This window comes from Nocardia neocaledoniensis (assembly GCF_003182135.1).
Classification (GTDB): domain Bacteria; phylum Actinomycetota; class Actinomycetes; order Mycobacteriales; family Mycobacteriaceae; genus Nocardia; species Nocardia neocaledoniensis.
On sequence record NZ_QGTL01000006.1, the window covers coordinates 161,085 to 176,635 of the forward strand.

General features: G+C 69.3%; 14 protein-coding genes. 7 read left to right on the plus strand and 7 right to left on the minus strand.

What is annotated here, in order from left to right:
* Positions 1–20: 20 nt before the first annotated feature.
* The 7 genes from DFR69_RS18300 to DFR69_RS18330 are packed head-to-tail and all read right to left on the minus strand — an operon-like array spanning position 21 to position 8,534.
* Positions 21–1,598: an AMP-binding protein gene (locus DFR69_RS18300; protein ID WP_110038804.1), complete on the minus strand. Its 1,578-nt coding sequence runs from the start codon at positions 1,596–1,598 to the stop codon at positions 21–23.
* The gene (locus tag DFR69_RS18305) at positions 1,591–3,039 is read right to left on the minus strand and encodes a flavin-containing monooxygenase (protein WP_110038805.1); all 1,449 of its coding nucleotides are present in this window, start codon (positions 3,037–3,039) and stop codon (positions 1,591–1,593) included. The genes DFR69_RS18300 and DFR69_RS18305 overlap by 8 nt, the downstream gene beginning before the upstream one ends.
* Before the next feature lie 54 nt (positions 3,040–3,093).
* Complete coding sequence (locus DFR69_RS18310; protein ID WP_208644005.1) at positions 3,094–3,858, minus strand: gamma-glutamyl-gamma-aminobutyrate hydrolase family protein; 765 nt, start codon at positions 3,856–3,858, stop codon at positions 3,094–3,096.
* On the minus strand, positions 3,855–4,961 hold the full coding sequence (locus tag DFR69_RS18315) for a Zn-dependent alcohol dehydrogenase (RefSeq protein WP_244198333.1): 1,107 nt from the start codon (positions 4,959–4,961) through the stop codon (positions 3,855–3,857). Before DFR69_RS18315 ends, DFR69_RS18310 begins: the two co-directional genes overlap by 4 nt.
* Positions 4,962–5,016: 55 nt before the next feature.
* On the minus strand, positions 5,017–6,513 hold the full coding sequence (locus DFR69_RS18320) for an aldehyde dehydrogenase family protein (RefSeq protein ID WP_244198334.1): 1,497 nt from the start codon (positions 6,511–6,513) through the stop codon (positions 5,017–5,019).
* A gap of 28 nt (positions 6,514–6,541) precedes the next feature.
* Positions 6,542–7,909, minus strand: a complete 1,368-nt coding sequence (locus tag DFR69_RS18325) for a glutamine synthetase family protein (protein WP_244198335.1) — start codon at positions 7,907–7,909, stop codon at positions 6,542–6,544.
* Positions 7,899–8,534: a hypothetical protein gene (locus tag DFR69_RS18330; protein WP_146229314.1), complete on the minus strand. Its 636-nt coding sequence runs from the start codon at positions 8,532–8,534 to the stop codon at positions 7,899–7,901. The genes DFR69_RS18325 and DFR69_RS18330 overlap by 11 nt, the downstream gene beginning before the upstream one ends.
* A gap of 101 nt (positions 8,535–8,635) precedes the next feature.
* Here DFR69_RS18330 and DFR69_RS18335 point away from each other — a divergent pair, with 101 nt between their 5' ends.
* The 7 genes from DFR69_RS18335 (at position 8,636) to DFR69_RS18365 (ending at position 15,425) form a co-directional block, all read left to right on the plus strand.
* Positions 8,636–9,598: an alpha/beta hydrolase gene (locus DFR69_RS18335; protein WP_110038807.1), complete on the plus strand. Its 963-nt coding sequence runs from the start codon at positions 8,636–8,638 to the stop codon at positions 9,596–9,598.
* Positions 9,599–9,667: 69 nt separating this feature from the next.
* Complete coding sequence (locus DFR69_RS18340; protein ID WP_167456314.1) at positions 9,668–10,690, plus strand: dihydrodipicolinate reductase; 1,023 nt, start codon at positions 9,668–9,670, stop codon at positions 10,688–10,690.
* A 101-nt stretch (positions 10,691–10,791) separates the two neighbouring features.
* Entirely contained in the window at positions 10,792–11,655 is an 864-nt protein-coding gene (locus tag DFR69_RS18345) for a phytanoyl-CoA dioxygenase family protein (RefSeq protein ID WP_110038809.1), read from the plus strand.
* 41 nt (positions 11,656–11,696) lie between these two features.
* Positions 11,697–12,968, plus strand: a complete 1,272-nt coding sequence (locus tag DFR69_RS18350; RefSeq protein WP_110038810.1) for an aspartate aminotransferase family protein — start codon at positions 11,697–11,699, stop codon at positions 12,966–12,968.
* A 113-nt stretch (positions 12,969–13,081) separates the two neighbouring features.
* Entirely contained in the window at positions 13,082–13,750 is a 669-nt protein-coding gene (locus DFR69_RS18355) for an MspA family porin (protein WP_110038811.1), read from the plus strand.
* A 59-nt stretch (positions 13,751–13,809) separates the two neighbouring features.
* Positions 13,810–14,475, plus strand: coding sequence for an MspA family porin (locus DFR69_RS18360; protein ID WP_110038983.1), 666 nt, complete (start codon positions 13,810–13,812; stop codon positions 14,473–14,475).
* Positions 14,476–14,552: 77 nt separating this feature from the next.
* Positions 14,553–15,425, plus strand: a complete 873-nt coding sequence (locus DFR69_RS18365; RefSeq protein WP_110038812.1) for a phytanoyl-CoA dioxygenase family protein — start codon at positions 14,553–14,555, stop codon at positions 15,423–15,425.
* Positions 15,426–15,551 lie beyond the last annotated feature (126 nt).

The window sequence follows — 15,551 nt, forward strand, 5'->3', positions numbered from 1 at the left end:
CCGTTTCAGTGGTGCCTGCGTCAAGACGGCGAAGCCTGCCCGCCGGGTTCCTCGGCCGCCCGGTCACGCAGCAGGAACTTCTGCGTTTTGCCCGTCGACGTCTTGGGCAACGGACCGAACACGACCCGGTGGGGCGCCTTGTACCGCGCCAGCTGCCGTTTGACGTGCGCCACGAGCTCGTCCGCGGTCGCGGCGGCGCCGGGCACCAGATGCACGAACGCCACGGGGATCTCGCCCCAGCGCGCGTCCGGGGTTCCGACGACGGCCGCCTCGAGCACGGCCGGATGCTCCGCGAGCACGTGCTCGACCTCCACGCTGGCGATGTTCTCACCCCCGCTGATGATCACGTCCTTGCTCCGGTCGCGCAGCTCGATGGAGCCATCGGGATGGCGCACCGCGAGGTCGCCGGTGCGGAACCAGCCGTCCGGAACAGCGTCGTCGGTCGCGGCGTCGTCGTGCAGGTAACCGAGCATGACGTTGTTGCCGCGCAGGGCGATCTCACCGATCGACGCGCCGTCGGCCGGGACATCGGCGCCCGCGCCGTCGACCACCCGCGGCGGCAACGACACGAGATTGCCGACACCCTGGCGCGCCTTCAGCCGGATCACGGTCTCCTCGTCGAGGTCTCGCCACTCGGGTACCGCCTCGCAGAGCAACGCGGGCCCGAAACTCTCGGTCAGGCCGTAGAGATGGGTGACGTCGAATCCGAGCCGTTCCATCCGGCGCAGCACCGCGGGCGCGGGCGGCGCTCCCCCGGTCCCCACCGACACGCTGTGCGACAGCGACGCGGCCGACTCGGCGTGCGCGATTGTGTCGAGCACGGCGGGAGCACCGTTGAGACCGGTGACGCCCTCCTGCCGGATCAGCCGCCAGATCTCGGCGGCGTCGACCTTGGGCAGGCAGACATGCGTGCCGCCGGCCGCGGTGACGGCCCAGGTGAAACACCAACCGTTGCAGTGGAACATGGGCAGGGTCCACAGATGGACCGACTCGGGTCCCAGCGCGAAATGACCCGCCATCGCCAGCGCCTGCAGATACGCGCCGCGGTGGTGGTACATCACGCCCTTCGGCGCGCCCGTGGTGCCGGAGGTGTAGTTGATCGCCAGCAGCGACCGTTCATCGATGACCTCCGCCTGGAACGGCGCGGCGCCCGCGATCAGCGCCTCGTAGCCCGAGTCGGGGTGGCCCGCGTCGATCACCACCGGGGGCGTCGACATCGCGGCGCACACCTCCTCGACGAGGTCCGCGTACCTGGCGTCGCGGATGAGCACCCCGCTGCCGGAATGCGCCAGAATATAGGACAATTCGCGGACACCGAGCCGGGTGTTGAGCGCCACCAGGGGAACTCCCGCCCACGGCACCCCGTAGTGGGCTTCCAGGAGTTCGTGCGTGTTCGGCGCCATGATCGCCACGGGCCTGCCCGCGGCGAGCTCGCGCAGTCCGCCGGCGAGCCGGCGGCACCGGTCACGGAATTCGCGGTAGGTCCAGCGCGACTCGCCGTCGACCACCGCCACCCGGGATCCGTGCGCGGCGGCGGCCCGGTCGAGGAACGCCGTGGGTGTCATCGCCGCCCAGGCGTGCGCCGCCGCCTCAGACATAGCGCAGCACTCCGTCGTCGACCGAGTCGAGCAGGCGCAGCGTCTCCTCGTAGTTCTGCGGGTTGAGCCACGGCTCCCGATCCCCTTGCGCGGGCATCCGATCGGCGGCGCGTTGCATGTAGCCCGAGGTCACACCCGCGCTGTAGGGCAGCCGCGGCATGGTCTCGGCGCCGGGCGCGAGCGTGGGGGTGACCTGCTGTGCGCCGACCTTGTCCATGTGCTGGAGCACCCGGCACAGGAAGTCGTCGACCACCTCGACCCGCAGGGTCCACGACGAGTTCACGAAGCCGAAGGCGTAGGTCATGTTCGGCACGCCGGAGAACGCCAAGCCCTTGTAGGTCCAGCAGCGGCCGAAGTCGACGATCTCGCCGTCGACGTCGAAACTCGCCTCACCGCCCATGACCACGTTGAGCCCGGTCGCCTTCACGATGATGTCGGCGTCGACGTGGGTGCCGTCGCGCATCGCCAGGCCCGTCGGGGTGAGCCGCTCGATGTGGCCGGTGACCACGTCCGCCGATCCGTCCCGGATGGCCTCGAACAGATCGCCACCGGGCACCACGCAGACGCGTTGATCCCACGGCTCGTAGTCCGGCGTGAAGTGCGCCTCGCGGACCTCGGCGCCGACGATCTCGTCGATGCCGTCGAAGATCATCTTCTTGAATTCCTCGGGGTACTGCCGGGCGTGGCGGTAGGTCTCCTGCTGGGCGTGCAGGTTGCGCAGGCGGATCTGCCGGAACGCGGCCTCGGGGCCGACCTCCGCGCGCAACTGCTCGGCGTCCGGATCGACGGTCGGCGCCACGTAGACATAGGTGGGCGAGCGCTGCACCATGGTCACCTTCGCGGTCTCCCCCGCGAGGTTGGGGATCAGCGTCACGGCGGTGGCGCCCGATCCGATCACCGCGACATGCTTGTCCTTGTAATCGAGGTCTTCCGGCCACTCCTGCGGGTGGACCAGCTGTCCCTGGAACGAATCCTCGCCGGGCAGTTCGGGATTGAATCCACCGCGGTAGCTGTAGTAGCCGGTGGCGAGGTGCACGAACCGGCAGCGCAGTCGCGACTCGCCGTCCGTGCCGGTGAGCCCGAGGGTCCAGGTGCCGTCGGCGCTGCTCCACGACGCGGTGGTCAGGCGGGTGCCGAACCGGATCTTCGCGGTGATCCCGAATTCGTCGGCGGTCTCGCGCAGATAGTTCTTGATCGCGGCGCCGGAGGCGATGGCCTCCGGCTCGGTCCAGGGTTTGAAGCCGAAGCCGAGCGTGAACATGTCGCTGTCGGAGCGAATGCCCGGGTACCGGAACAGATCCCAGGTGCCGCCCAGGGATTCGCGCATCTCGAGCACCACGAAGCTCTTGTCGGGACAGTTGCGCTGCAGATCCGCCGCGGCGGCGATGCCGGAGATACCGGCGCCGACGATGACAACATCGACCTCGGCCAAGTCGTTCAATTCCTTCTCCTAATCCGTTGAGCTCGCCGACGACCCGGCGCTGCTGGGTGAGCGCTACCGCGCCGCGACGATGTCGTTCGCCGCGACGACCCTGGCTTGCTCGATCAGCCACGGAAAGCACGGCTCGAGCTCGACACTGGCCTCGGGATGCCACTGCACGCCGAGGACCGGTCGGCCCGGCAGCTCGATGGCCTCGACCACACCATCGGGCGCCCGGCCAGAGACGACCACACCGTCGCCGGGGCGATCCACCGCCTGGTGATGCCAGGAGTTCACCCGGGTTCGGGGGCCGTACAGCGCGGCGGCCAGGGTGCCCGCGGCGAAGTCGACCGCGTGTTCGCGGTCCGGGCGCCGGTCCGGGAAGGTGGCGAGCGAATAGTGCCTGATCCCCTGGTGGGGCAGATCCGGCACCAGCGTTCCGCCCAGCGCGACATTCAGAACCTGATGTCCGCGACAGACGCCGAGCACCGGGATCCCGCGTTCGAGCGCGTGGTGCACCAGGGTGATCTCGTAATCGTCGCGGCGCCGGTCGATCGTCAGCATCTGTCCGCCGATGTCGGCCGGTTCCGGCGCGGGTCCACCCCAGAGTTCCGGGTCGACGTCCTGTCCACCGGTCACCACCAGCGCGTCGACCCGGGCGATGACCTCGGGTCCCGCGCTCTCATAGGGCAGTTGCACCGAGATGCCGCCGGCTTCGGCGATCTTCGCGCCGAACTCCGCCCAGAACATGTCGGCCTGGGCCTCGGCCCACCGGCTGTCGAGACCGACGAGGGAGGTGGCGGGGATACGCCTGCCGGTGACGGCGATGACGGGTTTCACGATCCACTCCTGATGTCGACGACCACGCGGGTACCGCCCGCGGTCTGCATGAGTTCGAATCCTTCGTTGATCTGGTCCAGGGGCACGATCGTCGACAGCATGTCGTCGAGATTCAGTCGGCCCTGCTCGTAATACCGGACATAGCCGGGGATGTCGGTCGGGAACTGGTTGGAGCCCATCAGCGCGCCCTGGAGCCGCTTCTCGAGCAGGAACAGGTCCGCGCCCCGGATCGAGATGGGCTGGCTGTCGGGCACCAGGCCGACCACGGTGGCGGTGCCGCCGGGGCCGAGCATCGCGAAGGCCTGCTCCACGGTGGCGGCGAAACCGACGGCCTCGAACGAGTAGTCGACGCCGCCACCGGTGAGCTCACGCACCGCCGCCACCGCGTCGACCGTCCCGGCCGGCACGGTCGCCGTCGCGCCGAAGTGCACGGCGTCGGTCAATCTGGCCTCGACCGCATCGACGGCGATGATCTCGCGGGCGCCGGCCAGGCGAGCGCCCTGGATCGCCGCGATGCCGATCCCGCCGCAGCCGATCACCGCGACCGTCGAACCGGGTTCCACGCGGGCGCTGCGGAACACCGAGCTCAACCCGGTCACCACCGCGCAGCCGAGCACGGCGGCCGGCGCCAGCGGCATGCTGTCCGGAATGCGGACCGCGGAGTGTTCATGCACGACCATCGCCTCGGCGAACGCGCCGAGGCGCGCCGTCGGGTGCACCGACTGCCCGCGCGCGTTGACCAGCACGGGCCGGGTGCGGCTGCCCAGCGAACCACGCCGGACACACAGCGTCATCCGGCCGGACAGGCAGAACCGGCATTCCCCGCAATAGGTGCTCAAGCAGGTCACGACGTGGTCGCCGGGTCGGAGCGTGCGGACCTGATCGCCCACCTGGCGCACCACGCCGGAGGCCTCGTGGCCGAGCAGGGTGGGGCAGGTGGCGGGCCAGGCGCCCTCGATCTCGTGCAGGTCGGACCGGCACAGGCCCGAGTAGTGCACGTCGACGAGCACCTCGTCCGGACCCGGATCGTCCAGGACGAGCTCCTCCAGCTCGAGCTTCCCCGGCGCGGTGTTGAGCACGGCCGCGGTGATGGTTGTTGGCAATGTCGTTCTCTCGGTCTGGCCGGCGGCGCGGCGCGATGGGTCGGGATGAGCGCGGCTAGAGGGCGATCCAGGTCGTCTTCAGCTGGGTGTACTTGTCGACGGCGTACACGCCCTTGTCGGCGCCGTTGCCCGACAGCTTCCGGCCGGCGAAGGGCGTCGACGGCACGCCGCCCTCGTAGGAGTTGACCCACACGTTGCCCGCGTCGAGCCCACGCGCCATCCGGTGGATCCGCGAGACGTCGCGGGTCCACACCGACGCGGCCAGGCCGTAGTCGGTGTCGTTGGCGAGCCGGAGCACTTCGTCCTCGTCCCGGAACGGCTGGACGCAGACGACCGGACCGAAGATCTCCGCGCGGGCGATCTGCATCGCCGGCGTGGTGTCTACGAAGACCGCGGGCGCGACCAGGGACCGCTGCTCGTCGAGTCCCTGCTCCGAGCCCGTCAGCAACGTGGCACCTTCGGCCACACCGGATTTGATGAACTCCAGCACGGTGTCGTACTGGCTGCGGCTGCTCAGCGGCCCGAGAGCGGTGTCCGGGTCGAGCGGATCGCCGATCGTGAGCGCCGAGACCTGCTCGACCACGCCCCGCACCACCTCGTCGTACACCGACTGCTCCACGAACAGCCGCGTCCCGGCGGTGCACATCTGACCGGTGTTGTAGGTGAACGCCCACACGGCGGTGCGCACGGCCTGATCGAGATCGGGGGCGTCGGCGAAGATGATGTTCGGCGACTTGCCGCCGAGTTCCAGCGACACCGTCTTGCCGTTCGACACCGCGGCGTCGCCGAGCAGCTGCAGGCCGACCTCGGTGGAGCCGGTGAAGGTCACGCAGGCCACGGAGTTGTGCCTGCCGAGTGCGGTGCCGACGACCGAACCACGTCCGGTCACCACCTGCAGCACCCCGTCGGGAAGTCCGGCGGCACTGCTCAATTCGGCCAGCCGCAGCGAGGACGCCGAGGTCTGCAGCGCGGGCTTGAGGATCACGCTGTTGCCCGCCATCAGCGCGGGCGCGAGCTTGGCCATGGCGAGGCTGATCGGGAAGTTCCACGGCGTGATCGCCGCGACCACACCCAGCGGCTCGCGGGTGACCAGTGCGACGACATCGGGCAACCCACGAGGGGAGTCGTCCATCAGCTTGTCGGACAGCTCGCCGTACCAGCGCAGATTGCGGACCGCGGAGACGAGTTCGAGATCCCGCGCTTCGTGGACGGGCTTGCCCATCTCGCGGGAGATCAGGACGGCCAGCTGCTCGGCGTCCCGCTCGATCAGGTCGGCCCAGGCGATCAGGATGCGACCGCGTTCCCTGGGCGACATCCGCGACCACACCCCACCGTCGAAGGTGGCTCGGGCCGTGGCGACCATACGATCGACGTCGGCGGCGGTGGCCGCGGGCACCGAGGTGAACTGCTCGCCCGACCACGGATCGCGCAACGCAAGCGTCTCCCCGCTCGCCGCGTCGGCCCACTCGCCGCCCGCCCACATCCGGAAGGAAGCCGGGACGGCGGCGGCCAGCGCACGCGATCGTTCGCTGCCGGAGATCGTGTTCGTCATGGTGTGCTCTGCCTTCCGTGAATGGTGGTCATGCGAGTTCGAAGTAGCGCAGCGACTCCCAGACCGAGATCTGCTCGTCGGTGCGTTCGGCTCCGGTGTGGAAGGCGAGCCATTCCCAACGGCGAAGGCCGACCCAGTAGTTCACGAATTCGTCGCCCAGGTACCGGCGCAGCTGGTCGTCGGCGTCCAGCGCGGAGATGGCGTCGTAGAGGTTCTTCGGGACCACGGGGACGGTGCCCGGCGCCAGCGCCCACGCCATGCGCTCGAAGCGCGGCGGCGGCGTCATCTTGTCGTCGAGCCCGAGCAGGCCACCGGCCAGGAACGCGGCGAGCGTGGAGTACATGTTGGAGTCGGAGGCGGGCAGCCGGTACTCCAGCCGGCTGGCGGACGGGCCTGCCAGCACCGCGCGCACGGCGCACGACTTGTTCGCGATGCCCCAGGTCTGCGTGGTCGGCGGGCCTTCCAGTTCCATCAGCCGCCGGTAGGAGGTGATGGTGGGCAGCGCGAAGCTGGTCGACGCCTCGAGCGTGGCCATCACGCCGCCGAGGAAGTGCAGCATGCGCTCGCTCGGCTCGTGCGGCGCGGACGCGTCGAAGAAGATGTTGCCGTCGGAGTCGCTGACCGAGACGTTGAGGTGGGAACCCTGCCCGTATTCGGCGGACCACTTGGACATGAAGGTCACCGACCGGCCGAGGGAGTAGGCGACTTCACGCATGACCTGCCGGGCGCGCGCCCACCGGTCCGCGGCCGTCACCGGATCGGCCGGGGCGATGTTGAACTCGATCTGACCGGTCGCGGCCTCGTCGGACCACGCCTCCCAGGGCAGGCCGATCTCGTCGAAGCGAGCGACGACCGCCTCCATGTACTCCGTGTGGTCCGGCGACTTCGCGTGCACCAGTGCGGCACCGCTCTTGCCGCCGAGCGGCGTGAGGTTCTGGTACTGCTGCGCGCGTGCCTGATCGATGGACTCCTGGAAGACGGTCGCCTCGATCTCGACACACGCCAGCACGTTCAGGCCACGCTCGGCGTACGCGGCCGCGATCCGCTTGAGCGCCTGCCTGGGGTCCGCCGCGACCGGCTCGCCCTGGAGGGTCCAGAGGTCGCCGATCACCGAAGCCATCCCGGGCTTCCATTCGATCAACGTGTCCTCGTCGGGCCGCAGTTCGATATCGGTGATCAGGCCGTTTCGCCGCCAGTGCGGGTGGTCGTAACCGAGCGACGAATTGTTGCCGAGGTCGAGGCCGAGAACCAGATCGGGCACCGCGACGCCCTTGTCGCGACACGAGCGATACTTCGCCGGCGACAGCGTCTTGCCGATCAGCACACCGTCGTGATTGGTCGCCTCGAGCCGCACGCTCGACACGGCGGCCAGGTCACCGAACTTGTCAGACTTCACCGAACACCACCTTGAGGTTGGCGCCGAACAGCGCCGAGAAACTGGAGACAGAGCCGTCGACCGCGAGCTCGCCACCGGCGAGTTCGTCGGTGATCAGGGAGCGGCCACCGAACAGGCGCGCGAGCGCCGCGGACGTGCCGAGCAGCTGGTAGCCGTTGCCGGTGAGGTCACCGAACTCGGCGGAGGCGTCCTCGTCGAAGCAGTAGACGCCGAGGCCGCCTGGCACACCGGGCACCGCGTGCACGCGGTCCCAGAAATCCGCCGCCGCCGCGCGCCAGTCGACGTCGCGGCCCGACAGCAGGACCTGGACCTCCTTCGCGAAGCCGTCGAGCGCCTCGCCATCGATTTCGGCCGGGGCCGGGTCGGACCACCGCACCTCCCAGGCGAGGTCCGGCTCGGACCCGTGGGCGGCGACGGCGATCTGCGCGCCGACGAAGGTCAGGAAGGCCTGCTGCGCGTCGGTCGTCGACGAGAGGCGAACAGTTCGTGGTTCGTCGTTCGCGGTGAACGTCGCACCGTGGGCGATCGCCTCGCGCAACCGCCGTGCCACCGACAGAACCATCGGTGTCGGGCCGCCGGTCACCGCCACTTCACCGGTGACCGCGTGGCTTGCTGATTCGGGCATATCCGCCTCTCTCCATTGAGATGGTGCTCACTTCTAGCGAGATCGTGTGACAGAATCATGTGATCTAATCAACTGATTTGTCAAGAGCTGAGGAGTATCGGATGGGCCTGTCCGTAGCCGCCATGATCGACATGCTCGACGCCGACGAGCGGGCGTTCGCCCACGCGTTGCTCGACCACGCGCCCGCTCCCCCCTACTCCCGGTACGGCGTGGACGGCGTGCGATCCCTCTTCGATTCCACCGAGGCCGACGCGACCCCGACGCGACCTGTGCACAGCGCCGAGGAGCGGACCATCGACAGCCCGGCCGGGCCGCTCCGGGTGCGCTGCTACCGCCCCTCCGCCGCACGAGACCTGCCCGCGCTGATCTACATCCACGGCGGCGGCTTCGTCGTCGGGACACTGGCCGGCGTCGACGAACTCTGCAGAACGCTCAGCCTCGAGGCGGACTGCGTCGTGGTGTCGGTCGAATACCGGCGCGCGCCCGAACACGTCTTTCCCGCCGCCGCGGACGATTGCCTCCGGACCTACGAGTGGGTCCAGCGCGAGGCGGCTTCGCTGGGGATCGACCCGTCTCGCATCGCACTGGCCGGCGACAGCGCGGGCGGGAATCTCGCGCTGTCGATCTGCACCAGCCTGGCCGCGACGCACCAGCCCGCGCCGAGCGCGCTCGTGCTGGCCTATCCCGCGACGTCGAACACCCACTCCGGCCCGTCCTGGGAGGCTTTCGAGGACGCGCCGGTCCTGTGCAAAGCCGATGCGATGTGGTTCTGGTCGAACTACGCCGCGGACACCGGAGCGGATCAGGATCCGCGCGCCGTCCCGCTCCTGTCACCCACCCTCCACGCCCTGCCGCCGACCCTGGTGATTTCCGCCGAGGTGGATGTCCTGCGGTCGGACTACGAGCATTTCGCCGCCGTCGCCGCGCGCGCAGGCGCCGAGATCGAGATCCGCCGCTACGACGGCGTGTTGCACGGCTTCTTCACCGAGGTCACCACGATCGGCAAGGCCGCCCTCGCCGCCTCCGACGCGGCACTCCACCTGCGCAAGCACTTCGGCGTCTGACCGCGCTCGCACACCCCGTCAGCGATACCTCCGCGCCCGAGCGCACCCCCAGTGAAGGAAATGAGCAGAATGAGCCGAACCGGAATCGCCATCGTCGGACTCGGCGCCGTGGGCAGGGAAGCTGCCCGAACCCTCCTTGCCCGCGACCGCGCGAGCGTGACCGCCGCCGTGGACCGCGACCCCGCCCTCGCCGGCCGAGATCTGGGCGAGTTGCTGGGCCTCGGCCCTGTGGGAGTCTCCGTCGCCGGTGACCTCGGCGCCGCGGCGGGCTCCCGCACCGCGCTGGTGGCCACCACCTCGCTGCTCGCCGAGCTCGAGCCGATCGTGGCGGAGCTGGCGGCGAGTGGAGTACACGTCGTGTCCATCTGCGAGGAACTCGGCTTCCCGTGGCGTGAGCAACCCGAACTCAGCCACCGGATCGACGAGATGGCCCGGCGGCACGGAATCGTGGTACTCGGCACCGGCGCGAATCCGGGGATGCTCATGGACGTCGTCCCCACCGTGCTGTCCTCGCTCGCGCCGACCGTCGAGGGCGTGGTCGTGCGGCGCACCGCCGAGATGGCCTCCTACGGCGGAATCCTGCACAAGTTCGGCTTCGGGCTCACCCCTGCGGAATTCACCGCCGCGGTGACCGAGCGGCGCCTGCCAGGGCACTTCGGTTTCGCCGAATCGATCGGCGCGCTGTCCTGGGCGCTCGGCCTCGAACTGGACGCCGTCGAGGTCGGCACACCGGAGATCGCCGTGCTCGCCGAACGGGAACGGGTGGGACCGCACGCGCGCATCGCGGCGGGCACGGTCGCCGGGATCACCCATGGCGCGCGCGGTTCGTACCGTGACGATGTCGTCGTGGACCTGAGTATCCACTTCGGGTTCCGCCCGGAACTGGACGCGGTCGAGCTCGGCGATCGGTGGACGCTGCGGACACCCGACGGCGACATCACCGTCGGCGCCCCCGGCGGCTTCGCCAGCGCGCCCGCGACGGTCGCCGTCGCCTGCAACGTGGTCGACGAAGCCGCGACACTGACGCCCGGCCTTCGCACGATGCTCGACCTGCCCGTTCGATCCCTCGCCGCGAAGGGCAGGGCGCGGTGATTCCCGGCCAACCCTTGACACATCGTGTCTTCCGTCACACAATCGAATCACTCGATCAGATCATTTGATTCAAACACTTGGTTTACCGAAATGAGGAGCTCATGAACGCGCCAGTGAAAGCCACCCTGCGGTCGGTGACGGACTCGACCCCCCTCGCCGAAATCCTCGCCATCGTGGCCGAAGACGGCGGCGTGATCATCGAGAACTTCCTGTCGCAGGACCAGATCGCGCGGTTCAACAGCGAGATCGATGCGCCGCTGACCGCGCTCGCGCCCGGCTCGACCCACGAGAACGAGATCGTCGCCGACTTCCACGGCAGCAACACCAAGCGGCTGACGAACCTGGTGACCCACAGCAAGACCTTCCGCGAGGAGATCCTCGACAAGGACCTGGTGCACCAGCTCTGTGACGCCACCTTCCTCGAGGAGTCCGGCACCTACTGGATGACCACCGCGCAGGTCATCGAGATCGGCCCGGGCAACAAGGCGCAGATCCTGCACCGCGACCTGGAGAACTGGTTCCCGTTCATCGGAATGGGCCCGCAGGGTCCCGAGGTGACCATCAACTTCCTGATCGCGTTCACCGACTTCACCGAGGAGAACGGCGCCACCCGGGTCATCCCCGGCAGCAACCACTGGGCCGACTTCGAGGATCGCGGCACGCCCGAGGCCACCGTTCCCGCGCTCATGCGGGCCGGCGACGTGCTCGTCTTCAGCGGCAAGACCGTCCACGGCGGCGGCGCGAACGTCACCACCGACCAGTACCGCCGTGCCGTCGCCTTCGCGCTGAACCCGGGCTTCCTCACCGGCGAGGAGGCGTATCCGTTCCTCGTCGACATGGCGATCGCCAAGCAACTCTCCCCCCGGGTGCAGCGCCTGCTCGGCTTCCGTTCCCAGTACCCCACCGGTTCGCCCGGCCTCTGGCAGGTGGACTACACCGAGCTCGGCGACTACCTGCAGCTCTGAGGAGCGACCGGTACCTCTGTCACCTCGAACAAGGAAAACCATTGGGAATCGATTCCTCCGTCACCGCATTCGAACGCACCCGGCGCAGCCTGGGCGGTGGCGTCAGCTCCGGCCTGCGGGCCACGATGCGGCCGGTCCCCCTCTTCGTGGAGCGAAGCAGCGGAGCGTATGTGTGGGACCTCGACGGCGACCGCTACGTGGACTACGTCATGGCCTGGGGGCCGCTGGTCCACGGCCACAGCCACCCGCACATCCTCGACGCGGTGACGCGGGTGATCACCTCGATGCAGGTCGTCGGCATGGGGCATCGCCTCGAGTACGAGGCCGCGGAGGCGGTCCTCGCCTCGGTCCCGGGCGCGCAGCGGCTGGTGTGGACCAATACCGGGACCGAGGCCGTGCAGGTCGCGTTGAAGTTCGCCCGCGCCGCGACCGGCCGTCACCGCGTCGTCAAGTTCGCGAAGGCCTACCACGGCTGGCACGACAGCGTGTACGCGAGCATGGCGGCCGACGACACGGGTGAGGCGGCCGTCCCCGCCGGTCGCGGGCAGAGCCCGCATGCCCACGCCGACCTGATCATCAGCCGGTTCAACGACACCGCGGCCATCGCGGAGATCCTCGCCGCCGCCGAGGAACGGCAGATCGCCGCGGTGCTCATCGACCCGATCATGAGCAACGCGGGCGTGACGAACCCGGCGCCCGGCTTTCTCGAGACGATCCGCGAGCTGTGCGACAAGCACGGCGTCGTGCTGATCTTCGACGAGGTCATCGCCGGCTTCCGGATCGCGCGCGGTGGCGCCGCCGAGAAGTTCGGCGTCCGCCCCGACCTCTCGGTGTTCGGCAAGGCGATCGCGGGCGGGTTCACCCAGAGCGCGGTCGTCGGACGCGCCGACATCATCGATCTCGTCGACGACGGCCTCACCCACGCCGGCACCTTCAACGGCAATCCGGTCGCGCTCGCGGCGGTGCAGGCCGCGATGGAGCTGTCCGCCGAGCCGGGCGTGTTCGCGAAGCTGGACGAGCTGGGCGCCGCCTTCGAGACGGCGATCACCGACGTGTTGACCGCAGCGGGCGCACCGGCCGGTCTCCGGCGGGTCGGGTCGCTGTTGCAGTTCGCGCCGCACGATCAGCAGACGAGTCTGCACGGCACGGACGGGCTCTGGGCCGAGATCACCGCGGGCATGGTCGAATCCGGCGCCGTCTTCATGCCGTCCGGAAAGATCTTCGTCAGTACCGCCCACACGCTCGCCGACATCGAGGAGACCGCCGCGCTCCTCGAGCGAGTTCTCCAGCGGGTCCCCGCGCGCCCGGCGTAGCGGCGCGGCCGGACAACCCCTTCGTCTTTCGCCGCTCGAAGCATTCCGACATTCGAGCGGTCGATGCGGCGTACCCGAAATCAGCAACAGAATCAAAGGAGATTCGGATCATCATGAGTTCTCGTAGGGCAGGGACCCGCTCGACCACGGCGCTGGCCGTGGCCGGTATCGCCGCGGTGTCCTGCGCCGTCGCGGCCGCGGCACCCGTCGGCGCCGACGCTTTCGTGCCGCTGCCGGACGGCACCAAGTCGGGTCCGGGCATCACGCTCACCCGCACCGGCGAACACGCCCTGGTCTCGCCGTCGATGGCGGCCAACGGCGCGGGCCGGGTGGTGTGGGTCTCCGGCCGGGCCAGTGCCGACGTCGCCGTCACGCCGGAAGGTGAGGTGGGCCCGACCAACGGCCCGACCGGCAGGCCGGGCAGCAACAACTCTTCGACGCACGGCGCCTCCCAGCTGAACACCGGCTACATCGTCGGCTGCCAGGTGAGCATCGCCGACGACGCGATCGGCGCCGGGGTGTCCGGTGGCTTCTCCACCGGCGGGGTGAGCGCGGGCGGATCGATCGGGGTCAACCTCGGTCCCGGCGAGGTGAAGTTCGTGCAGATCGACTACAAGGACATCCTCGAACCGGGGGTGTACTCGGTGGAGTACCGCGACGCCGAGATCGAGATCCAGGGCTGCGCGGGCTACGCGCAGGCCCGCGCCTACACCGTGGTCGAGATCATCGGCGACCACTACTCCAAGACCTCGCTCTACGGCGCCCCGTTCAGCATCGGCTGAACCAGCCGTCCGCCCCTCGCTTCGCCCTCGCGAAACCTCAAACCACCAAGGTGAATTCGATGTTCAACCGTCAGTATCTCGCCCGCCTGGGCGTCGGCGCGGTCGCCGCACTCGCGCTCGGCCTGGCCGCCACACCCGCCGCGACCGCCGACACCTTCGTCCCGCTGCCCGGCGGTGAGCTCGTCGAGACCCTGTCCGACGGCACCGTCGTGACCGTCCGGCTGACCGGGGAATCGGCGAATATCAACCCCTCCCTCGGCTCGACGCCGGTGCATCGCAACGCGTGGGTCTCCGGGACCGCGCAGGTCGAACTCGCCGGCACCGGCGCCGAAGCCGGCGGCTTGGTCCTGCCCGGCTACGTCGTCGGCTGCCAGGTGAACATCGCCGGCGGCGGTGTCGGCGGCGGGGTGGAAGGCGCCTCGGATTGGGAGGGCAACGCCAGTGCCGGTGCCAGTACGAGCGGTGAGCTGTCCCTCGGTCCCGGACAGGCCCAGTCGTTCTACATCCTCGACCGGGAGAAGGCCGACGACTTCGGCAACGAGTCGCACAAGGCCTACAACGTGTTCTCCGGTGGCAGCGGATCGGTGACCTGGTCCGACCAGACCATCGGCCTGTCCGGCTGCGGCGGATACGCCCAGGCCCGCGCCTTCGTCAGCGTCGAGATCGTCACCGAGCGCGTCACCAGCTGGGTGACGCTGTGGGGCCAGCCGTTCAGCCTCGGCTGACACCGGTCCGCCGGGCGGCACCCGCCGCCCGGCTTCGCGAACAAACCACCCGAATCTTCCTGAACGGAGTCGAAACCATGACCGCTGTCCAGCCCACCCGAGCCCTGGAATCCGTGCCTGCCGATACGCCGGTCGCCGACCTTCTCGCGATCATCCAGCGCGACGGCGGCGCGATCATCAAGAATTTTCTGACCAAGGATCAGATCGACCGGTTCAACACCGACGTCGAGGCGCCGCTGCAGGCCCTGCGGCCCGGTTCGACCCATGAGAACGAGATCGTCGCCGCGTTCCACGGCAGCAACACCAAGCGGCTCACCAACCTCGTCACCCACAGCCCGACCTTCCGCAACGAGATCATCGAACACGACCTCGTGCACGGGCTCTGCGACGCGGTGTTCCTGGAGGAGTCGGGCACCTACTGGATGACCACCGCCCAGGTCATCGAGATCGGCCCGGGCAACGCCGCGCAGATGCTGCACCGCGATCTCGGCAACTGGTACCCCTTCATCGGAATGGGGCCGCAGGGCCCCGAGGTGACGATCAACTTCCTGATCGCGTTCACCGATTTCACCGAGGAGAACGGCGCGACCCGGGTGATCCCGGGCAGCAACCACTGGGAGAGCTTCGAGGACACCGGCACCCCGGAGGCGACGATCCCGGCGGTGATGAACGCGGGTGACGCGCTCGTCATCAGCGGCAAGGTGGTCCACGGTGGCGGCGCCAACAAGACGGCCGACGAATACCGGCGCGGCGTCGCCTTCACCTTCAACCCGGGCTTCCTCACCCCGGAGGAGGCCTACCCGTTCCTGGTCGACCCGGAAGTCGCCAAGACGCTCTCGCCGCGCGTGCAGCGGCTCCTCGGCTTCCGCTCCCAGTACCCGACCGGCTCCCCCGGCCTGTGGCAGGTCGATTACGCGGACCTCGCCGACCACCTCGGTCTCGATTCCTGACACCCGCACCCCCATCACCGTCGTGTCGGCGCTCCCCCGCCGGGCGATCGCCGACACGACGGCGGTGGCACTGCGCTCCGAATCACACGCCGATACCGCCGCTGACGCCGAGCTTTGCCAGCTGAT